17 protein-coding genes, 1 tRNA gene and 1 pseudogene are annotated in these 21,164 nt (G+C 69.9%); 9 read left to right on the forward strand and 10 right to left on the reverse strand.

What is annotated here, in order from left to right; all coding sequences use genetic code 11:
- Positions 1–122: 122 nt before the first annotated feature.
- Positions 123–1,046 carry a 3-methyl-2-oxobutanoate hydroxymethyltransferase gene (gene panB, locus ABD658_RS02315; protein WP_344683074.1) on the forward strand — a complete coding sequence of 308 codons (924 nt, stop codon included), beginning with the start codon at positions 123–125 and terminating at the stop codon, positions 1,044–1,046.
- A gap of 1 nt (position 1,047) precedes the next feature.
- On the opposite strand, the gene ABD658_RS02320 is transcribed toward panB, so the two are convergent.
- Positions 1,048–1,230, reverse strand: coding sequence for an SPOR domain-containing protein (locus ABD658_RS02320; RefSeq protein WP_344683076.1), 183 nt, complete (start codon positions 1,228–1,230; stop codon positions 1,048–1,050).
- A gap of 76 nt (positions 1,231–1,306) precedes the next feature.
- Positions 1,307–2,080 (reverse strand): DeoR/GlpR family DNA-binding transcription regulator, encoded by a 774-nt coding sequence (locus ABD658_RS02325; protein WP_344683078.1) that lies wholly within the window; start codon positions 2,078–2,080, stop codon positions 1,307–1,309.
- A gap of 30 nt (positions 2,081–2,110) precedes the next feature.
- Between ABD658_RS02325 and ABD658_RS02330 the strand changes: the two genes are divergently transcribed.
- The 5 genes from ABD658_RS02330 (at position 2,111) to ABD658_RS02350 (ending at position 8,852) form a co-directional block, all read left to right on the forward strand.
- A complete protein-coding gene (locus tag ABD658_RS02330) occupies positions 2,111–3,310 on the forward strand; it encodes an MFS transporter (protein WP_344683080.1) in 1,200 nt (399 codons plus the stop codon).
- A gap of 32 nt (positions 3,311–3,342) precedes the next feature.
- Entirely contained in the window at positions 3,343–4,242 is a 900-nt protein-coding gene (gene map / locus ABD658_RS02335; protein ID WP_344683082.1) for a type I methionyl aminopeptidase, read from the forward strand.
- 254 nt (positions 4,243–4,496) lie between these two features.
- Positions 4,497–5,405 (forward strand): polyphosphate--glucose phosphotransferase, encoded by a 909-nt coding sequence (gene ppgK, locus ABD658_RS02340; RefSeq protein WP_311024403.1) that lies wholly within the window; start codon positions 4,497–4,499, stop codon positions 5,403–5,405.
- 121 nt (positions 5,406–5,526) lie between these two features.
- Positions 5,527–5,599, forward strand: a tRNA-Val gene (locus tag ABD658_RS02345).
- Between the two features lie 235 nt (positions 5,600–5,834).
- Positions 5,835–8,852: an AfsR/SARP family transcriptional regulator gene (locus tag ABD658_RS02350; RefSeq protein ID WP_344683085.1), complete on the forward strand. Its 3,018-nt coding sequence runs from the start codon at positions 5,835–5,837 to the stop codon at positions 8,850–8,852.
- Between the two features lie 67 nt (positions 8,853–8,919).
- Here ABD658_RS02350 and ABD658_RS02355 read toward each other — a convergent pair whose 3' ends face one another.
- Positions 8,920–9,153: a hypothetical protein gene (locus ABD658_RS02355; protein WP_344683087.1), complete on the reverse strand. Its 234-nt coding sequence runs from the start codon at positions 9,151–9,153 to the stop codon at positions 8,920–8,922.
- A gap of 300 nt (positions 9,154–9,453) precedes the next feature.
- Between ABD658_RS02355 and ABD658_RS15340 the strand changes: the two are divergent.
- The 3 genes and pseudogenes from ABD658_RS15340 to ABD658_RS02365 form a co-directional block, all read left to right on the forward strand.
- A pseudogene (locus ABD658_RS15340) lies at positions 9,454–9,669 on the forward strand (winged helix-turn-helix domain-containing protein); the annotation flags it as partial.
- Between the two features lie 34 nt (positions 9,670–9,703).
- Positions 9,704–11,122, forward strand: coding sequence for an AfsR/SARP family transcriptional regulator (locus ABD658_RS02360; RefSeq protein WP_344683089.1), 1,419 nt, complete (start codon positions 9,704–9,706; stop codon positions 11,120–11,122).
- Positions 11,058–12,410: a tetratricopeptide repeat protein gene (locus ABD658_RS02365; protein ID WP_344683091.1), complete on the forward strand. Its 1,353-nt coding sequence runs from the start codon at positions 11,058–11,060 to the stop codon at positions 12,408–12,410. The genes ABD658_RS02360 and ABD658_RS02365 overlap by 65 nt, the downstream gene beginning before the upstream one ends.
- Positions 12,411–12,908: 498 nt before the next feature.
- Here ABD658_RS02365 and ABD658_RS02370 read toward each other — a convergent pair whose 3' ends face one another.
- From ABD658_RS02370 to ABD658_RS02400, 7 genes are all read right to left on the reverse strand, one after another.
- Complete coding sequence (locus ABD658_RS02370; RefSeq protein ID WP_344683093.1) at positions 12,909–14,072, reverse strand: ABC transporter ATP-binding protein; 1,164 nt, start codon at positions 14,070–14,072, stop codon at positions 12,909–12,911.
- Positions 14,069–15,598, reverse strand: coding sequence for an ABC transporter permease (locus tag ABD658_RS02375; RefSeq protein WP_344683095.1), 1,530 nt, complete (start codon positions 15,596–15,598; stop codon positions 14,069–14,071). The genes ABD658_RS02370 and ABD658_RS02375 overlap by 4 nt, the downstream gene beginning before the upstream one ends.
- A 75-nt stretch (positions 15,599–15,673) precedes the next feature.
- On the reverse strand, positions 15,674–16,723 hold the full coding sequence (locus ABD658_RS02380) for an extracellular solute-binding protein (RefSeq protein ID WP_344683097.1): 1,050 nt from the start codon (positions 16,721–16,723) through the stop codon (positions 15,674–15,676).
- Positions 16,724–17,118: 395 nt separating this feature from the next.
- Positions 17,119–18,594, reverse strand: a complete 1,476-nt coding sequence (locus ABD658_RS02385; protein WP_311024410.1) for an NCS2 family permease — start codon at positions 18,592–18,594, stop codon at positions 17,119–17,121.
- Between the two features lie 29 nt (positions 18,595–18,623).
- Positions 18,624–19,856, reverse strand: coding sequence for a CynX/NimT family MFS transporter (locus ABD658_RS02390; RefSeq protein ID WP_344683100.1), 1,233 nt, complete (start codon positions 19,854–19,856; stop codon positions 18,624–18,626).
- Positions 19,853–20,353: a redoxin domain-containing protein gene (locus ABD658_RS02395; protein WP_344683101.1), complete on the reverse strand. Its 501-nt coding sequence runs from the start codon at positions 20,351–20,353 to the stop codon at positions 19,853–19,855. The genes ABD658_RS02390 and ABD658_RS02395 overlap by 4 nt, the downstream gene beginning before the upstream one ends.
- On the reverse strand, positions 20,350–20,820 hold the full coding sequence (locus tag ABD658_RS02400; RefSeq protein WP_237089993.1) for a DUF3052 family protein: 471 nt from the start codon (positions 20,818–20,820) through the stop codon (positions 20,350–20,352). Before ABD658_RS02400 ends, ABD658_RS02395 begins: the two co-directional genes overlap by 4 nt.
- Positions 20,821–21,164 lie beyond the last annotated feature (344 nt).

Raw genomic sequence — 21,164 nt, forward strand, 5'->3', positions numbered from 1 at the left:
TCTCTGCCGTGCGTGGGTGTCTCGCCGCTCCCACTCTACCCAAGTCTTCGCCCACGTCGGGGCCATCCGGGGTGCGCCGACCCTCATGCCGGCCCACCGGCAGAAGGCGCTAGCCTGGAGCCATGCCAGCTGAGAATCAGAGCAGCGAGACAGACACCCAGGCCACCTCCCCCGCGACCGCCCCCTATGGGGGGTCAGGCGGCGCGGCGGCCGGAGGCGCCACAGGCGAGGCCGGGGCGACGCCGCACTCCCCCTCGCGGATCCGCACGGTCCACCTGCGACGTTTCAAGGACGACGGCCGCCGCTTCGCCATGCTGACCGCCTATGACGCCCAGATCGCCTCGATCTTCGACGAGGCCGGCGTCGAGGTGCTGCTGGTGGGCGACTCCGCCGCCAATGTCATGATGGGCCGGACCACCACGCTGCCGATCACGGTGGACGAGATGCTGGTGTTCTCCCGATCAGTGGTCAACGGCGTCCGGCGCGCCCTGGTGGTGGCCGATGTGCCGTTCGGCAGCTACGAGGCCTCCCCGCAGCAGGCGGTGGCCACCGGCGTGCGCTTCCTGAAGGAGGCCGGCGTCCACGCGGTGAAGGTCGAGGGGGATGCCGCCATGGCGCCCCACGTGCGCGCCATGGTCGCCGCCGGGATCCCCGTCATGGCGCATGTGGGATTCACTCCGCAGTCGGAGCACGCGCTCGGAGGCTACCGAGTCCAAGGCCGCGGCGATGCGGCCGCCCGAGTGCTCGAGGACGCGCGAGCCATGCAGGACGCCGGCGCGTTCTGCGTGCTCATGGAGATGGTCCCCTCGGAGGTCGCCGCCGAGGTCGACGCCGCTCTGGAGGTCCCGACCATCGGCATCGGCGCCGGAGGGTCCACCACCGGGCAGGTGCTCGTGTGGCAGGACATGCTCGGCATGACCCAGGGCCGCGTGCCTCGCTTCGTGAAGCGCTATGCCGACCTTCGCGGGGTGATCTCCGAGGCCGCGACGGCTTTCGCCGACGACGTGCGCTCGGGCACGTTCCCCGCGGAGGAGCACGGGTTCTGAGTCAGCCCTCGGCGTCCTCCGCCGGGTCGCTCTCGTCCCATCGCTCGTTGTTCGCCCGCACCTTCTCCATGGCGCGGGCCGCCTCCGCATGGGAGTTGTAGGGACCCAGGAGGTGCTTCCAGCTGGACTGGGCGCCCTGCTCGACCTCGCCTGTGCGGACGTTGTACCAGTACTGCGTGCTCATGGCTCCAGCCTACGCCGCACGCCCTCGCAGGCACAGCGCGAAAGCGCGGCATCAGGCACAGCGCGAAGGCGCGGCATCAGGCACAGCAGACGACGTCGACCCCCTCCTGCTCCAGCCAGAGCCGTCGCTCGCGAGACAGACGCCCCGTGGCGAGGGTGTCTACCGCCGAGGAGGGGCACACCGAGAAGACCGCCGAGAGCCCGATCTTCTCGGCCGCCGCGGCGGCGACCACCTGACGGGAGGACCCGATGAGCGCCTTCTTGACGTCGGCGTCCTGAAGCGTGGACGCCGTCATCCCGGACTCCTCGTCCCATCCGCAGACCCCCAGCACGCCGATGTCCGCCCGGAAGTCCTCGATGTCGCGCACCGCCCGGTGGCCGCTCCAAGACAGCTCTCCAGGGTTGAGCTCGCCTCCGGGGGTCAGCACCCGGATCCCCCTCCCTGAGGCGTCCCCTCCCTCCGCAAGCACGGCCGCGAGATGCACCGACAGAGCGAGGACGGTGAGCTCCCGCCCGGCCAACGCTCGGGCCACCGCTCCACAGGTGGTGCCGTCGTCGAGGATCACGCTGGAGCCGTCCGGGATCATGGCGGCCACCGCCTCCCCGATCCCGCGCTTCTCCTCCACATGAGTCTCGCTGCGCACCTGGAACGGCAGCTGCGCGCCTCGTGCGGGCAGCCCGACGGCACCCCCATGGATGCGCCGCAGCACCCCGCGGCGTTCGAGATCGCTCAGGTCCCGGCGAATGGTCATCGCAGAGGCCCCGGTGGCGCGGACCAGATCGGAGGCGCGCACCTCGTCGCCGCCCCGCACGGCTGCGATGATCGTTCTGTGTCTGTTCGCACGTTGCATGTGTTCGATCTGATCGGAAGACTGCTCGCCATGCAAATGCCCAGCCCAGCGGACCGCGTGCCGACTCCGCCGCCGGCCTCACTGCGACGCAGCCGGATGGCGACCATGGCGGCCTTCGCCACGAACGGCGCCCTGCCGGCCTCCCTGCTGGCCCGGTATGCGGAGGTCAAGGAGGCCCTGGGACTGAGTCCGGCGCTCTTCGGACTGCTGGTCGTCGGCATCGGTCTGGGCGGCACGCTGGCCGTGCACCTGCCGGGAGTGATCTCCCGTCGCTTCGGCGTCGCCTGGTCGGCCGGTGTGGGCACGGCCTGGGTGGGCGGCTCCCTGGTGGTGGCCACCTCCGGCGTGGCGCTGGCCAGCCCGTGGCTCGTCCTGCTGGGACTGCTGCTCGCCGGCTTCGGAGACGCCGTGGTGGACGTGGCGCAGAACTCCCAGGGCTTGCGGGTCCAGGAGGCCTACGGCCGGTCCCTGCTGAACTCCATGCACGCCGGGTGGAGCGTCGGAGCGGCGCTGGGCGGCGCCGTCGGCACGCTCGCCGCACTGCTGGGTGTGCCGATTCTGACCCATATGGCCCTCTGGGCCGTGGTCTGCGCGGCCGCGATGGCCGCATCCGCCCGGGCGTTCCTGCCGGAGCCGGAACCGGTGCTGGGCACCCCGCAGAGCACCACCCGCGCCACCGGCTGGGCCACGGCGAAGATCCTGATCCCGTTGGCGCTGGTGGCACTGGCCGGGATCTCGGTGGAGGACGTGGGCAACAACTGGTCCGCCGTGCTGCTCTCCAGCGAACGCGACATGGCCGCGGCCTCCGCCGGCATCGGCCTCACCGTCCTGCTGACCGCCCAGTTCATCGGCCGCCTGCTGGGAGACAGGGTGATCGATCGGCTCGGCGACCGTCGGGCTCTGCTGCTGAGCCTCGCCGCCGTCGTGCTGGGTCTGCTCGGGGCCGCCTGGGCGCCCACCGTCCCCCTCACCCTCGCCGGACTGGCCCTGGCCGGAGTGGGCTGTGCGGTGACCGTCCCGATCGCGTTCGCTCGCGCCGACGCGGTGCCCGGACTGCCCCCGCACAGCGGCGTCACCTGGATCAGCTGGACCATGCGGACCGTCACGCTGAGCCTCTCGCCGGCGATCGGCGCCATGACTCAGAGCGCCTCGCTGCCGATCGCCCTGACCGTGGTGACCCTCATCGCCGTCGTCGCCCTGGTGCTGCAGCTGCGCCCCGTCGCCCGGTGAACGCCCCCTGTCGGAACGTTAGGATGGGATCCATGGCTTCCGCTCCCTCCTCCACCGCCCCGATCGGCACGCTCACCAAGGGCACCGTGACTCCGATGCGGCCCGTGCCGCACCACATCGAGAAGCCGAACTACGTCGGGTTGGACGCACCCCCGGAGTACACCGGGGAGGACGTCTACGACGCCGCGACGGTGGAGCGCATCCGCCGTGCCGGACAGCTCGCCGCCGATGCGATGGTGGCCACCGGCCGACTCATCCGCCCTGGGGTGACCACCGACGAGCTCGATGCCTTCGCCCACGAGTACCTCGTGTCCCGTGGGGCCTACCCCTCCTGCCTGTCCTACCGCGGCTTCCCCAAGGCGATCTGCACCTCCGTCAACGAGGTCATCTGCCACGGCATCCCCGACTCCACGACCCTGCAGGACGGCGACATCGTCAACCTGGACATCACGGCCTACCTCGACGGCGTCCACGGCGACCACAACCGCACCTTCCTCGTGGGCGACGTTGACGAGGACTCCCGGCTGCTGGTGGAGCGGACCCACGAGGCCATGATGCGCGGGATCCGCGCCGTGAAGCCCGGCCGCCCCATCAACGTCATCGGCCGCTCCATCGAGTCCTATGCCAAACGCTTCGGCTACGGCGTGGTCCGCGAGTTCATCGGCCATGGAGTGGGCAAGGCGTTCCACACGGGGCTGGTCATCCCCCACTACGACGCCGCACCCGAGTACTCACGTCCCATGGAGCCCGGGATGGTGTTCACCATCGAGCCGATGCTCACCCTGGGGACGCGGCACTGGGACATGTGGGAGGACGGCTGGACCGCGGTCACCCGCGATCGGCGCCGCACCGCACAGTTCGAGCACACGCTGGTCGTCACTGACGACGGGGCGGACGTCCTCACACTCCCCTCGTCCGAAGAAGACGCCTGATCAGCCAGGCGCCGGGCGGCCGCACAGTTCCCGTGGGGCTCCGCACGCCCGCGTCCGCGGCGCGTCAAGCATCGTGACATACGTGACCTACATCGCTCCGACCCGCTATCCTGTTCTCTGGCCGACCCCGCAGGGTCTGGCCGTCCGATCCCGGTGCGACGACGCACGTCCAGTCCTGTGGCCCCCGAGCAGAGCCGGCAGCGCGTCGTCGATCGCCGCTGTCTCGCTCTTCTCGCCTCACCCCTTGGAGAGCAATGACCCACTCTGACCAGTCTCAGCCTCTGGCCGCCCAAGCGGTCGCCCCTGCCAGCTTCGCCGTCGACGACCTTCCCAAGCGGGCGATCGGCATCGACGTGGGCGGCACCGGCATCAAGGGCGGGATCGTCAACCTCCAGAAGGGCAAGCTGACCGGCGAGCGGTTCCGCATCCCGACGCCGAGGCCGGCCACGCCGGAGGCCGTCGCGGAGGTCATCAGCACCATCCTGGAGGAGCTGCTGGGGCGCGAGAAGGCGCCCTCCCGCGACGAGCTGGCCGTCGGCGTCCTGGTGCCCGGCATCGTGATCGACAACGTCGTGCTCTCCGCCGCCAACATCGACGACTCCTGGATCGAATGCGACGCCGGTGAGCTGCTGCGCCCGCTGCCCGGTGACATCTCCACGCTCAACGACGCCGACGGCGCCGGTCTGGCTGAGGCACGGTACGGCGCTGGCGCTGGACGCGCGGGCAGCGTGCTCACCGTCACTCTGGGCACGGGGATCGGCTCTGCCCTGGTGCATGACGGGGTGCTGGTCCCCAACAGCGAACTCGGGCACCTGGAGTTCGAAGGAGAGGTCGCCGAGCAGAAGGCCTCGGCCGCGGCCCGCGAACGCGTCGACATGCCCTGGGACGAGTACGGGCGGCTCCTGGACCGCTACCTCACTCACGTCGAGCGCCTGTTCTCCCCCTCCCAGTTCATCATCGGCGGGGGCATCTCCAAGCGCAGCGAGGACTTCCTCCCCCACGTGACCAGCACCCGCGCGCCGGTGGTGCCGGCCCAGCTGAAGAACAACGCGGGCATCGTCGGCGCGGCGCTCTTCGGCGCCGAGCAGCGCGCCCTGGCGCGGCGTTCCGCGGCCGTGGACCCGCAGCAGGAGGCCGCTGAGAAGATCAGCGCGGACGCCTGAGCGGCCGCCCTGCAGGAGGGCTTCCTCCGTCGCGGGCGCTGAGCCCTTTGGTATAGTGCTGTGGCCGGCGCGTCCGTCCCGACGTCATTGCGCCTGTCACGGGAACGCGGCCGCCGTGCCCGGGCCTTTAGCTCAGCTGGTAGAGCATCGCGTTTACACCGCGAGTGTCATCGGTTCGATCCCGGTAGGGCCCACCGATGCCCGGCGCGGTCTCCGTGCCGGGCATCGTCGTTCCCGCAGCAGCTTCCGCTCCTGCCATGCCGCGCGGCCACAGACCGCGCCTCGCGGTCGAGCAGCCATCCTCACCACAGCACCCACCGGGTACGGTGGACGGATCCTGAGACGCATCTCTGGTTCCGAGGGGAGGACGCAGTCGCGCAGGGCCCGGTCCTGGCCGGTCGGCGGGGACGGGCGTGCCGTCTGCAGATCATGGTGGTTGTCGAGGTGCTGGGGCCGGTGCAGGTCAGACGCGACGACGGCACCGTCGTCCGTCCGCCCGGCCTGCAGGCGCTGCTGCTGAGCATGTTGGTCGTGGACGAAGACCAGATCGTCACGACGGATCGGCTGATCGACGTCATGTGGGGCGCTGCCCCGGATGATCGTGCTGCTCATCGCCGGCAGTCCCATATCCACCGGCTGCGCCGCACACTCGACACCGGTGCCACGATCGAGGCCGGCGGCGGCGGGTACCGTCTGAGCCTCGAAGGCGAGGCTGTCGACGCGGTCCGCTTCGAGAAGCTCCTCGCGGAGGCACGGAGGACGGCCGAGATCGGCGACCATGACCAGGTGGTGACGCTGTGTCGCAACGCTCTCTCCCTGTGGCGGGGCGCACCGTTCGAGACCATCGAGACCACACGTCTGGCCGGAGCATCGCGGCGCCTCCACGACCTTCGCTCGTCCACCCGGGAACTGCTGCTGGCCTCGGAGCTGGCCCGGGGAAACCACGAGACGGTAGCGCGAGAGATCGAGCCGCTGGTCCGTGAGCACCCGCTCCGCGAGCGCCTCCACGAACTGCTCGTCACGGCCCTCTCCCTCTCCGGTCAACACGCCGACGCGCTGGAGGCCTGTGAACGCGCCAGGACATGGCTTCTGGATGAGCTCGGCGTCGAGCCCGGACCCCGGCTGCGAGAGCTGCATCGCATGGTCCTCGCCGAGGAAGCGATACTCGTCGACCCGGGCCCGTCCGTCCCGAAGCCGTCCCGCCAGGTTCCCGCCCAGCTGCCGGTGTGTCCCCGTGTCTTCGTCGGCCGCACGGACGTCCTTCGGGAGCTTGACGAGGGGAGGAGCCGTGCTGTCGATCCGGTCAGGATCTTCTGCCTGACCGGTGGCGCCGGCACTGGCAAGACGGCGCTGGCCGTCTCGTGGGGACATGCGGTCACAGGCGACTTCCCGGACGGACAGCTGTACATCGAACTGCGGGGCTTCGGCCCGGATGAGCCTCGGGACCCTACGGAAGCACTGCCCGGACTTCTCACTGCTCTGGGCGTCCCGACGGCGGAGATTCCTGATGGCGAGCACGAACGATCAGCCCTGTTCCGATCGGCCATGTCAGGTCGTCGGATGCTGGTGGTGCTCGACAACGCCAAGGACGCCGACCACGTCCGGCCTCTGCTCCCGGGGACATCGGAGTCAGTCACCGTCGTGACCAGTCGTTCGCAGCTGACCGGACTGGTCGTGCAGGAAGGTGCGCATCGCCTCCCGTTGGGTCCGCTCTCCCCGGAGGAGACTCAGCAGCTCATCGCGGACCTGGGCCTGCCGCTGGATGACTCACAGGCCGATTCCCTGGCAGCAGTCTGCTCGCGCCTCCCCCTGGCCCTGCGCATCGCAGCCGAGCGTATGCGGTCAGGAGGCGCCCAGGAACTGGACGCGCTCCTCGCCTCGCCCCAGGACGTCCCTCCTGACGCCGGGGCTCGGCTGGACGTGTTGGACGTCGGAGAGGACCGGGCGTCCGTTCGCGGAGTCTTCTCCTGGTCCTACCGTCACCTGGACCATGACTCCGCATGGATCTTCCGATGCTTCGGCATCTCACCGTCCGCTGAACTGAGCCTGGGTCCGCTCTCAGCGCTCGCCCACCTCGATGAACGCGCCACCCGGCGCGGCGTGGAGACGCTCCGGCGTGCTCATCTGGTCGAGCCGGTGTCCCGGGGGCGCTACCGGCTTCATGACCTGCTGCGGGTCTACGCGATCGAGCTCTCCGAGAATCACGATCCGGAGTCGGCGCGGCAGCGAGCCTTCGCCCGGCTGTGCGATCACTATCTCGAGCGGGCGGCCTTGGCCATGGTGGTCCGCATGCCCCACCAGACCGACCATCCCAGCATCCAGGACCTGGCAGGCAGAGCGAAGGCGACAGGAGCCGACGTCGACGTCCGGTCAGCCATCACCTGGCTCACCACCGAACGTGAGAATCTCGTCCTCACCTCGGAGGAGGCCGCCCGCCGCGGGGGCCATACCTTCTCCACAGACCTCTCCGAGATCATCTGGCGCGATCTGTACCATGATGAGGCCCATGTGCTGGCGGAGCGACTGCATGGCGCTGCGCTCCGATCGGCTCGCCATGTCGACGATGCTTCTGGGGAGGGCACTGCGCATCGACGTCTTGCCATCACCGCGGTGAACCGTGCGCGTCTCGACGAGGCCCAGCATCACGCCGCACGCGCCCTGGAGCTCCACGCGACGGCCGATGCCCTCAAGGAGATCGCCGCTGACCGAGACACGCTCGGTGCGTTGAGCTTCTACCGTTGTCGTCCGGCCGACGCGGGTGCGCACTTCGAATCCTCGGCTCACGCTCACGAGGAGCTGGCAGATCCGCGAGGGGGCTGCGCCATGGCCAATGCCGGTCTGGTCCATCAGCGGATGGGGCGCTTGGACGATGCCCTGTTCTGGCTGGGGAAGGCACTGGACTACAGCCGCCAGCACCACCAGACGTCTGATAAATGCTCCGCCTGTGCGTCCCTCTCCCTGGTGCACGGAGAACGGGGTGAACTCGAGACATCTCTGAGATGCGCCGAGCGGGCCATTGCCCTGGCACAGGACATCGCGGCCGCGGACCTCGAAGGTTTCGCCCGGGCGGAGATGGGCAAGACGTCATGGCTGTCGGGTGAGACCGCCACAGGGCAGCACCTGCTGGACCAGGCGCTCGACGTGGCAGAGCGACTTGTGATCGAGGACCTGGCGTCGGAGGCCCAGTTCGGTCTCGGGGAGATCGCCCTTGACCGCGGGGACATCCACCGTGCGGTCGGCCTCTTCACTGCGGCCCTCGACGTCTCGGACCAGTATTGGTACGAGTTGGCCCAAGCCCATAGGGGGCTGGCCCGGACCTTCGACGCGCTCGGCTCAGTCAACGAAGCGACGGAGGCCTGGCGGCGGGCCGCGGAGATCTATACGGCTGTCGATCATCCTGACGCCGAGGCGCTGCGACGACGGGCGGCGGGCGGACCCGCTCCGTGAGCGCCGGGGACATCAGCGCCGAGCTGGGCCGCACGGGGTCAGCCTCCGCGGACCCGGCCGCTCGCCCTCACGGCAGATACCCGTAGGGCGCAGCCGTGGCCCGGGCGACCATGTCGTCGTGCCGCCGCCGCGCTTCCCAGCCGACCAGTCGGCGCCGGTGGATCTCCTGGGGCCCCGGCCGCTCGCGTCGGACGACGCTGATCTCCTCGCAGCGGGTGGCCCACAGCACCAGGCGCGCGCCCAGCTCGTAGGCCAGCCGCCGCGCGGCGGGGATGCTGTGGACATCGATGATGCTGGTCATGGTTCTCCTCACGCAGACATGTCTCCGGCTGCAGGTCCCCTCCTCGTATGGCTCCACTGTGCCGACACCGCCTCACAGTCTCCTCACACGGGCCTCACATGCCCTTCTGCAGCGGTCCGCTCAGCCGCTGACCTGGGACGTCTCCTCTCCATCGGCGCCGAAGAGTTCTCGGAGAGCGCTGCGGCACGGTACCGTGTCATCGTCGGGCACGGTCGTCGCAACGGGAGGGGAGGATCGCCCCGGCGGTCGCGGGCGCCGCCATCCGGAGGCACCGCTCCGGAGTCTGCCGGGGATCATGACATGCCGATCTTCGAGGTGCTGGGGCCTGTACGCGTTCGTCGCGATGACGGCAGCACACTCACCCCGACAGGTCTGCAGTCCCAGCTGCTGGGGCTGCTCCTGGCGAACCCCGGCCGCCTGCTGAGCCATGACCGGCTCGCCGACGCGATGTGGGGATGCCCGGCGGATCCACGGGTGGTCCATCGCCTGCAGACGCACGTGCATCGCCTGCGCTCCGCCGTCGGCGACCTGCCCCTGGCCGCGGACCCCGGTGGGGTACCGGCTTCAGATCACCGCGGAACAGACCGACGCCGGACGGTTCGAGTCCCTGGTCTCCGCGGCGGCATCTGTGCGCCTGCAGCATCTGCGGGTCTCCGCGTGGGAGGAGCTCTACGCCGCTGAGCTGACCTGCGGGCATCATGAGCTCGTGGCCGACGAACTGCCACCTGTCGTCGATCAGCGCCCGCTGCGTGAGCGCCTCCGCGAGCTGCTCATGATGAGCCACGCCGCAGCGGGCCGTCAGGCCGACGCCCTGGCTGTCTTCCACGAGGCACGCTCGGTGCTGCGCCGGGAGCTGGGTGTGGAACCGGGCCCTGGACTGCGGGACCTGCAGGCGCGGATCCTCTCCGGTGCCGCACTGGACCATGAGCGTCTCCCACCTGCCGCGGCCCTCGAGGCGCTGTCACGCCAGCGGGCCGGCGTCCACGGGGCCGGCGCGGCTGTGGAGGTCCCAGCTCAGCTGCCCGCCCGGCCGCGAGGATTCATCGGACGCGACGCCGAGCAGAGTGAGCTCTGGACGGGGCTGGACGATGACCCTCGTCCGGCGTCGCTGTTCACACTCATCAGCGGCGCCGGCGTCGGCAAGACTGCCCTGGCTCTGCATTGGGCCCACGAGATCGCCCACCGGTTCCCCGACGGTCACTTGGCGGTGGACCTGCGGGGGTACGGTCCCGAGGATCCCGTGCCTGCAGAACAGGTCCTCGCCGGGTTCCTGCGCGCTCTCGGCACGGACGTCGAACACGTCCCCGACGGACTCGACGAGCGCGCGGCGGCCTTCCGGTCCCAGACGGCGGAACGGCGCCTGCTGATCCTGCTCGACAACGCCCGCGATGTGTCCCAGGTGCGGCCGCTGCTGCCCGGAGGCTCCGGTTCCCTGGTCATCGTGACGAGCCGGACCGCGCTCACGGGGCTGGTGCTGCAGGAGGGCGCGCACCAGATCGCCCTCAGCACGATGGGCGACGACGACTCACGCCGCCTGCTCGGACAGCTGCTGGGCCCGGCGCCCAGCGCTGATCAGCTGGAGACCCTCGCCGACCGGTGCGCGCATCTGCCGCTGGCCCTGCGTGTCGCCGCCGAACGTGTCCGGGGGATCGGATCTGAGGACCTTCCGACGGTCCTGGAGGATCTCGAGGACCTGCAGGATCGACTCGACGTCCTCGACCTCCACGCCACCGGGGACCAGGCGTCCTCCATGCGAGCGGTGTTCTCCTGGTCGTATCTGGACCTTGAGCCGACCCCAGCCTGGCTGTTCCGCTGCTTCGGCGTCGCACCGGCCCATGAGCTCAGCCTCCAGGGCCTGTCCGCCCTGGCGGGGCACGAGCCCCGCATCGTTCGGCAGGGGGGGGGTGGAGGGGCTGCGCCGAGCCCATCTGGTGGAGAGCTGCGGGCCTCACCGGTACCGCCTGCATGACCTCCTCCGCAGCTACGCGATCGAGCTCACCGAAGACCACGAGGGCGACACCGTCCGGCAGGCGTGTCTCGACCGTCTGTGCCGCCACTACCTTCGGGGCGTGGCGGCCGCTTTGGAGATCCTCATGCCCGAAGAGATGACCATCCCCAAGGCGCGGGATCTCCTCGACGCCGACACCGTCCGGCCGTTCAGCCGGAAGACGGACGCAGCGGAATGGCTCGAGCAGAAGCTGCCCCATCTGCTCGTCACCGCGGAGCACTGTGCCGATGGCGGCCAGCCGCGCTTCGCCGTCGTCCTGTCCAAGATCCTGCGTCGCCACCTGGACCGCTCCCCCTATCTGCACACCGCCCACCGGCTGCAGACCGCATCCTTCCTGGCCGGCCGCCGCCTGGAGGACCTGGCCGCACAGGGCCACTCACTGCGGATGCTGGGGCGAGTGGCCCTGCTGCGGGTGCAGCTGGAGGAGTCGCGTGAGCTGCTGGAGCGGTCCGTGGACTGTCACCTCCGAGCCGGAGAGGAACGTGAGGGCGCCGTCACCCGAGGGCTGCTGGGAGGGGTCCACGCCTATCGCGGAGACATCCGCGGCGCCCTGCGCGAGCACCGATCCTCCGTGGACACGCTGCGGTCCCTCGACGACCCGGCGGTGTGCTTCTCCCTGGCCAACTGGGGGCTGGCCCACCATCTGCTGGGTGAGGCGGACGAGGCCCGCAGGCTCCTCCACGAAGCAGTCGACATCAGCCGGCAGCGCGGCTCGCCCTACGGCGAGTCCGTCGCCCTGCTGAACCTGACCCTGACCTACGCGAGCACCGGAGAGCATGAGGCTGCGTTGGACCTCGCCCGGCGGACGCTGCGACTGGCCACCCGGCTGGGGCGTCGCGCTCGCGCCTGCCAGGCCCTGGTCAGCGCCGGAGAGGCGCTCCACGGCGTGGGCCGGCGCAAGGTCGGTCACCGGCTCGTGCGGTTGGCCCTGACCGAGGCCGAGGATCTGGGACAGCGGGACATCATCGCCACCGCCCACCTGGCGCTCGGCGGCCTGACGCGAGAGGCCCGGGCGCTGCAGCACAGCAGGTCCCACCTGCTCATCTCTCTGGAGCAGGCGCGCGGGCACTGGGACCTGGAGGCGCTGACCCTGATCAGTCTGGGCGAGACATGCTCCGCGACCCAAGACCCAGACGGTGCGCGGGAGGCATGGGGCCAGGCGCTGGCGATCTACGAGCGGGTGGGCCACGCTCACACGCCGGTCCTGCGGCGTCGTCTTCAGGGCGTCGAGTCTCCGGCGGTCACCTGACGAGACGATGGGGCCCCGACCGTGGGCTCGCGGTCTCCCCAACGGCCGGTCTCCGGACCGGCTCGCCCCTCAGAGTCCGACGGCGGGGATGATCTCTCGTTGCCACGCCTGACGACCATGGACGACGAAGCGAAGCTCGTAGCCGTCCCGGATGTCGACAACCACAGCGTGGGGCACCACAGGAACCATTCCGGCGATCTTCGTCCAGCCGAGGCGGACGTCGGTGACCTCCTCCAGCGGCGCGACCGCAGCTGCCGATCCATCAGCGCGAGGTTTCCCTCAGAGCCCGGGGGATGGTCCTGACAGCCGCTCCTTGCTGCTCCGAAGACCGCGACCGCGACATGGCCCGGCCTGACGGTGCGGACCTCAGCGCCGACGTCCTCGTGACCTGCCGAGCGGGGCGCTTCTCCGGGTCGTCGTGGTCATGTCATGGCCCTCTGGGGAGGACACCTCTGTCACAGACCTCCCCTGGACCGAGATGGCCCGAGGTGGTCGGACTCAGTGCTGAAGCTCCGATTCCGGATAGGCGACCCCGGGCCCGGCGACGGCCAGCCGCACGACCGCGCCCGGCGGCAGCGGATCGGCGTTGAGCCGGCGCACGCGGATGGGCTCCTCGAGTCCGTCCACCGACACCACAGCCGTGGTGTCATGCCCGAAGTACTGCGAGGTCAGCACCTCGGCACGGACGCCTTCGTCGGCCAGCACGATCTGCTCCGGACGAAGCATGACAGTGGCCGATGCGTCCGCGGTGCGCCAGCTCCGATCCTCGGCCGACTCCTCCGGTTCGGAACGCACCACCGAGACGTCTCCGAGCACAGTGGACGCCACGCCGGGACTGCGCAGGCGGGCCGGAAGCAGCACCGCCTCGCCCAGGAACCTGGCAGTGCGGGCATCACGGGGGCGGCGGTAGATCTCCTCCGGGGTGCCCGTCTGGGCCAGCCGCCCGTCCCGCAGCACGGCCACCTGGTCGGCGAAGGACAGGGCCTCGTCCTGGTCGTGAGTCACCAGCACAGTGGTGGTCCCGGTCGAGGCGAGGATCTCACGGACGGCCTGCCGAGTGATCTCCCGCAGACCTGCGTCCAAGGCGGAGAACGGCTCGTCCAAAAGGATGACCTCCGGACGCCGGGCCAGTGCGCGGGCCAACGCCACCCGCTGCCGCTGGCCTCCGGAGAGCTGATCGGGCCGCCGTCGCGCGTGGGAGCGGTCCAGGCTCACCAGGTCCAGCAGCTCCTCGACGCGGCGCCTCGCCTCCCCGCGCCGGATGCCCTTCGGCAGGCCGAAGGCGATGTTTCCTGCCACGTCGAGATGCGGGAACAGGGCCCCGTCCTGTGCCACCAGACCGATGCTGCGCCGGTGGGCGGGCACCTGGGTGACCTCCTGCCCGCGCAGGGACACCGTGCCGGTTGCGGGGCGGAGGAACCCGGCGATCACCCGCAGCAGCGAGGTCTTGCCGGAACCGGACGGTCCCACGATCGCAGTGGTGCTGCCGGGCGCCACCTCCAGGTCCACGCCCTGGAGGACCGGAGTGCCCCGCCCGAAGCCGACCGAGGCGCCCACCACCTGCAGTCCCGGCCGCTCAGCACCGACCCCCAAGACGGCGGTCTGCCCCGCCGCATCGACTGGTGCGCCCGCGGGGCTCGTGGTCAATGCCGGAGTAGTCATCGGACCTCCTTGAGCAGTCGTGAGATCATCATCCAGGCCGGGACGGCGGCGACGAGGACCAGCAGCGCCGCGAACGGAGCGGCGGCCGCGTAGGACTCGTTGCCGGTGTAGGTCCACAGCCGCGTGGCCAGAGTGTCGAAGCCTGTGGGCCGCAGCATCAGCGTCGCAGGAAGCTCCTTGATCACCGTGAGGAGGACCAGCAGCGCCCCGGAGACGATGCCCGGAAGCATCAGCGGCAGGGTGACGCGCAGATAGGCCTGCACCGGACTCCTGCCGAGCGCCCGCGCCGCCTCCTCCAGCTCCGGCGGCGCACTGAGCGCGGCCGAGAGGACCGGCCCCAGGCTCAGCGGCAGCATCAGGGCGCAGTAGGCCAGTGTGAGCAGCCACATCGTCTGATACAGCGCCGGAAGGACCGTGATGCCGAGCATCACCACCGAGAGTCCGATGACGACCCCGGGCAGCGAATGCGCCAGATACGCGGCCCTCTCCAGGCCTCGAGCCAGGACGCTGGGGCGTCGGGCCAGCCACAGCCCCAGCGGGACGGCGATCAGCGTGGTCGCGGCCGCCGCCAGGCCGGCGGCCCACAGCGAGTTGCCCAGGGCACCCATCACCTCGGCGAGGGATCCCGGGCGGGACACCCCCTGGACGCTCCAGATGCCCAGTGCCGAGAGCGGCACCCCCAGCGCGACGACGATCGGCGCCCACCCCAGCATCACGGCCGCACCACGCCAGCGCCCCAGATCGAGCAGCAGCAGGCGTCCCCCTCCCGAGCCGGAGAGGCTCGCATACCTGGTCCCGGTGCGACGCAGACGCCCCTCGACGGTGAGGACGCACAGGGTGAGCAGCAGGAGCACGGAAGACAGCGCGATGCCGCCGAGTCGGTCGAATCCCATGGAGAAACTGGTGAAGATCGCCCGAGTGAAGGTGTCCACCCGCAGGATCGAGACTGCTCCGAAGTCCGCGATCACGTAGACCGCGCACAGCAGGCCCCCAGCGGTGATCGCCGGGGCGGCCTGTCGCACCGTCACCGTGAAGAACGTGGACAGCGGCCCGCGGCCCAGTGCCCGTGCGGCCTCCTCCTGCGCGGGATCGACAGCCACCAGGGCGGCGACCGCCGGCAGGTATACGTACGGGTACGTGACGGAGGTGATCACCACGACGGCGGCGGCGAAGCCCTCGAACGTCGTGCCCGGGCTGAGCAGCGCGTTCATCGACTGCCAGCCGAAGGCCGCCACATAAGAGGGAACCGCCAATGGCAGGGCGGCCGCCACCCCCAGGGCCACGCGCCCCGGGATCCGGGTGCGGGTCACCAACGCGGCCAACCCGACTCCGAGGGCCACACACAGCAGAGTCACCAGGCCGGTCAGGGCGAGGGACGTGACGGCCAGCCGCGCGCTGCGGGGGCTCAGGACAGCATCAGCGAAGTCGCCCAGGGGGTATTGGGCGACGCGCACCACCAGGTAGACCAGCGGCAGCAGGGCCACCGCGGTGCCGATCAGCGCTGCGGCCCGCAGCCACCAGGGCACGCCGACGGCTCCGCCCCCGGCAGGGGCGGAGCCGTCAGTGCGCCGGAGCCGACCGGCCGTGGTGGGGGTGATGGGTCAGCCCACCAGCCCGGATTCGGTGATCATCTGCACGGTGGTCTCCAGGTCCTCCAGAGAGGTGAGGTCGATGTCCGGGACGTCGAGCTCCTCCAACGACGGCATGCCCTCCGGCCCGTCGAGGCTGTCGATCAGTGGGTATTCAGCCGTCTCTTCGGCGAAGTAGCGCTGGCCCTCGTCGCTGAGCAGGTGCTCCACGAGCGTGTGGGCTCCTTCATGGTCGGCGTCGAACACTCCGACGCCGGCCACATTCATCAGCGCGCCGACGTCGCCGTCACCGAAGAGGTGGTTGGCGATGTTCAGATCCGTGGGGTCCTCCCCCAGCTCGGCCGCACGGCCGTAGAGGTAGTAGTGGTTGACCAGGCCCATCTCCACGACGCCGTCGGCGACGTCGGAGACGATCTCGCCGTTCTTCTCCCGGATCTGTGGGTCGTTCTCCGCCAGCCCGGTCAGGAAGTCCTCGGCGGCCTCGTCGCCCTCGATCTCACGGTAGGCGGTCACGAACGCTTGGAAGGACCCGTTGGTCGGAGCCACCGCGTAGCGCCCGGCGTACTCGGGATCGGTCAGATCCGAGACGGTCTCCGGCAGCTCCGACTCGTCGACGAGGTCCGTGTTGTACACCAGGGTGCGGGCCCGGCCCGAGACTCCGACCCATCGGTCCTCCGCGTCACGGAAGGCCTCCGGCACCTGGGCGAGGAGCTCCTCGTCAAGCTCCTCGAACAGCCCGTCCTGGGCGACGGCACCGAGCGCCCCGGCATCCTGGGCGAGGAAGATGTCAGCGGGTGTGGACTCCCCCTCCTCGAGGATCTGGGCGGCCAGCTCGGCGGTGTCTCCGTAGCGGACCTCGACGTCGATGCCGGTGTCCTCGCTGAACTGGTCGATCAGCGGCTGGATCAGCTCCTCGTTGCGTCCCGAATACAGCACGACGCTGTCCTGGTCGGCTCCGGCCTGCTCTCCGGCGGCCTCGTCCTGGTCGCCGTCGGCGGCGCCGCAGGAGGTGAGCGTCAGGGCCAGCAGCGCGACGGCGGCCGGCACGAGAGTGCGAGTCATGGAATGGGGTCCTTTCATGGGGCTGTGCCGCGGGCCCTCCGGCACATGCCCTGGGGGCCCGCTGTGCCGTCCGGGCTGCGTCTCTGTCGGTGGTGCGTTGTGGCCGATGGCGGCCCTTGGGATACGACAGACCGGGCCCGCGTCCCGCACGGGCACCGTCCAGCAGTATACGCAACAGAAGCCTTGGCTAATAGCCCAGATCGGGACCAGTTGAAGGTGAGGCATCCCTTCCCCGGAGGTATCTCGCGTCAGTGAGGATGCCAGCGCGCCAGGTGAGGCCTATGTGACGATTTCCTCGACACTCCTGGACGAGGGCAGGCCGACAGACACGTCGGCCCCGGCCTGTGCAGGTGCACCGGGGCCGGGCCGACGTCGTCGGACTGCCGACAGGCCCGTCAGCTCACGCCGAGAGCCTCCTGGATGGGGCCGGAGACGAAGTAGAGGATGAACAGCACCGCGGTCACGTACATGAGCGGATGCACCTCCCGGGCCTTGCCACGCAGCAGCTTGATACCCACGAAGGTGATGAACCCCGCGCCGATGCCGTTGGTGATCGAGTACGAGAACGGCATCATCACCACGGTCATGAAGGCCGGGATGGCGATCTCCACGTCCGTCCAGTCGATGCGGGTGATCTGCTGCATCATCAGGAACCCGACGAGCACGAGCGTCGCCGACGCAGCCTCGGTGGGGATGACCGCCGCCAGCGGCGCCAGCACGATCGTGGCCAGGAACAGCACACCCGTGACCACATTGGCCAGCCCGGTTCGGGCGCCGTCGCCGACGCCGACCGTGGACTCGATGAAGCCCGAGTTCACCGAGGTGGAGCCCAGGCCGCCGCCCATGGTCCCCACGGCGTCAGAGATCATGATGCGCCGCGAGTAGGGGATCTCCCCTGAGGCGTCCTTGATGCCGCCCGCGTTGGAGACACCCACCATGGTGCCCAGCAGGTCGAAGAAGTTCGCCAGCAGCAGGGTGAAGATCGCCAACGACGCCGCGATGATCCCGATGTTCTGCCAGGACCCCAACAGGTTGAACTCGCCGATCAGGGACAAGTCCGGCAGCGTGAACCAGTTCTGGTCGAGGGTCGGCACAGAGAGGCCCCAGCCGTAGGGGTTCTCCTCGCCGTCGGCGCCGACCTGCGGCCCCACGCGGAACACCGCCTCCACAGTGAGCGCCAGCACTGAGGCGCCGATGATCGAATAGAGGATGGCGCCGCGCACCTTGGCGGCCCACATCACGAACAGGGCGAACAGGGCCACCAGGAAGATCAGCAGAGGCCACCCGAACAGGAAGCCGCCCACTCCCAGCTCCAGCCCGACTCCGCCGGAGTTCTGGATGAATCCGGCGTTCATCATCCCGATCAGCGCGATGAACAGTCCGATGCCGACGCTGATGGCGTTCTTCAGCGGGGCCGGGACGGCGTTGAAGATCGCCTGCCGGAAGCCCGTCAGGACGAGGATCAGCAGGATGAAGCCCTCGATGACCACCAGGCCCATGGCGTCGGCCCACGTCATGCCCGGCAGCACCACGATGCCGTAGGTGATGAACGCCGAGAGGCCCAAGGACGAGGACACGGCCATCGGGAACTTGCCGACCACCCCCATCAGGATGGTCATCAGCCCGGAGATCAGCGACGTCGCCGCCGCCACGGCAGGCAGGTTCGGCTCGGTGCCGCCACCCAGGTAATGACCGGTCGAGTCGGCCGCCGCGCCGATGATCAGCGGATTGAGCACGATGATATAGCTCATGGCCAGGAAGGTGGCCAGGCCTCCGCGCACCTCCCGCCCGATGCTGGAGCCGCGCTCGGAGATGTGGAAATAGCGATCGAGGACGCCGTGCCGCGCCCGCTGGGAACTCTGTACACTCACGAGGCCCCACTCTAGGCGATCCGAGCCCCTCAGGCCCCGCCGCCGTCGTCGACGAACACCCGCCGACCGGCGAACCAGCCTGCCACGCCCTGGGCGGCGATCACGCCGAGCAGCACATGCAGCACTGGCACCCACGAACCTGTGGCGTCCACCAACGCACCGGCGATCAGCGGCCCGGAGCCCGCCAGCAGGTACCCGATCCCCTGGGCCATGCCGGAGAGCCGCGCCGCCTGATGCGGCGTCCTGGCCCGGAGGGAGACGACGGTGAGGCTCACCAGAAGCGTGGCCCCGGAGGCGAACCCGGCCATGAGGCACCACACGGGCAGAAGCTGCGGGACGAAGGCCATGCCGGCGACCCCCGACCCCATCAGCACCGCCAGTCCGACGGCGATGCCGCGCTGATCCCGCCTGCGCTGCATCAGCGGACCTACCAGGAGGCTGGCGATGATGCCGACGGCCTGGTAAGCGGCAAGCCACCATCCCGCCGCCGCCTGAGAGATCCCGTGGTACGTCTGGATCGATGGCAGCCAGGTGAGCATGATGTAGAACACGGCCGACTGCAGACCGAAGTAGGCCGTGACATGCCACGCCACCGGTGACCGTGTCAATCGGCGTCCTCGGGGGCGCGGGCTGTCCGAGACGTCCGTCGGCAGCACCACGACCGCCTGCTCCTGCGGCCGTCCGCGCCGGGACCAGACCACGGCGGCGACGACGGCCAACGCCGAGGCTGAGGCCAGAGTGAGCTCCCAGCCGATCCAGGCGGCGGCCGGGACCGCCACACCGGAGGCCACCGCCGCACAGCCGACGAGCGTGGCGGTGTAGAGGCCCGTCATCAGGGGCACATGATCGGGAAAGTCCCGTTTGACCACCGCCGGCACCAGGACGTTCCCCACCGCGATGGCCGCCCCGAGGATGACGGTGCCCAGATACAACGTCCAGACCCCGGCCGGCAGCGGCCCGCCAGGGAGGGACCTCAGCACCGTGCCTGCGGCGAGCACGCCCAGCGCCAGCAGGATGCTGCGTTCCATGCCCAACCGGGAGGAGAGCCGATGCACCACAGGCGAGAAGACCCCGAGGCTGAGGACCGGCAGTGCACCCAACAGGCCCAATGCGCTCGCGCTCATCCCAGTGTCGGCACCGATCCGTTCGATCAGCGGCCCCACCACAGTGATGGCCGGACGGAGGTTGGCCGCCACCAGCAGCACGGTGACCAGCAGAAGGGCGCGAGACGGACCCCGCGCGTCGTCCTGCGACGCTGTCATGCGAGACCAGCGAGCTCGGCCAGGGCCTCCTGGAGATCGCGAGACCGGTCCGAGGGAACGTGATGGACGTGACGGATCACCAGCTGGGGGTCGAGCACATAGCTGGTCCGCGTGGGCGCCCCCCGGGACGCGTCGAAGGCCCCGCAGGCTCGGGCGATCTCCCCGTGGGGCCAGAAGTCGCTCACCAGGTCGAAGGGGAGCCCCTCTCCCCCGGAGATCTCCTGCGCATAGGCGCGCAGCGCGTGCAGGGAGTCGCAGCTGATCGCCACCACACGCGCGCCGATCCTCTCGAACTCGCCGGCCGCGGCGTACACGGCGGACAGCTCCGTGCCGCAGACACGGCTGAAGGCGTAGGGGTAGAACATCACCAGTGAAGGCGCCCCGGCGAGGTCATACAGCGCGAACTCCTCGCCGTGATGCGTCCGCCCCCCGACGCCGGGGATCCGCTGCCCCGGCCGCAGTGGGCGGCCATCCCCCGCCACGTCGGACGGACTCACTTGCGCGGCATGAGGCGGGCCGCGGCCCAGTCCGCACAGACGCCGGCCGACGACGTCACGTGCAGCCCGGCGTTCGGCGCGGCGTCCTGGATCTCCACCGGCGGGACGTAGCCGTCACGCCCGGATCGCGGAGTCAGCAGCCACACCACGCCGCCGGTGTCGAGCGTGGTCAGCGAGTCCACCAGTGCATCGGTGAGGTCACCATCGCCGTCACGGAACCACAGGAGCACGGCGTCCACGACCTCGTCGTCGTCCTCGTCGATCAGCGGATCGTCGAGGAGGTCCTCCAGAGCGTCCCGGAAACCGTCGTCGACGTCATCGTCGACCCCGATCTCCTGGACGAGGGAATCAGCGGAGAGACCAAGCTCCTCCAACAGGCCCGACGTGTCGACCACATTGGTCGCGGCGTCGTAGGCGTGTCCGGTCTCGGCGCTCAACGGATCCTCGGCAGGGGCTGCCTGGCTCACCTGGGGTGTCCCTTCCTCTCGTGACATCGGGTGGAGGACCACGGCATGTGCCGCGCCTCTCACAGGCAACGTTACGTCGCCGGAGCACCGGGTGGGAAGTGCGACACCGGGTGTTCCGGGTAGAGTTGCCATGACGACGCGTGCCCGCACCCTGACGGGCGCGTACGACCTCGACAGCGCTGCCGGGCGTGACCCCTTGTGTCCGGGTTCTCAGTGCTGACCATCGACCCTTTGAGAGAGGTATGTTGTGAGCGCTGGTGAAGAGATCTCACATATTCGCAGCGGTCTGACCAACCAGTTGCCGGATGTGGATCCGGAGGAGACTCAGGAATGGTTGGAGTCTT

This window comes from Nesterenkonia aethiopica, from assembly GCF_039534665.1.
Classification (GTDB): Bacteria; Actinomycetota; Actinomycetes; order Actinomycetales; family Micrococcaceae; genus Nesterenkonia; species Nesterenkonia aethiopica.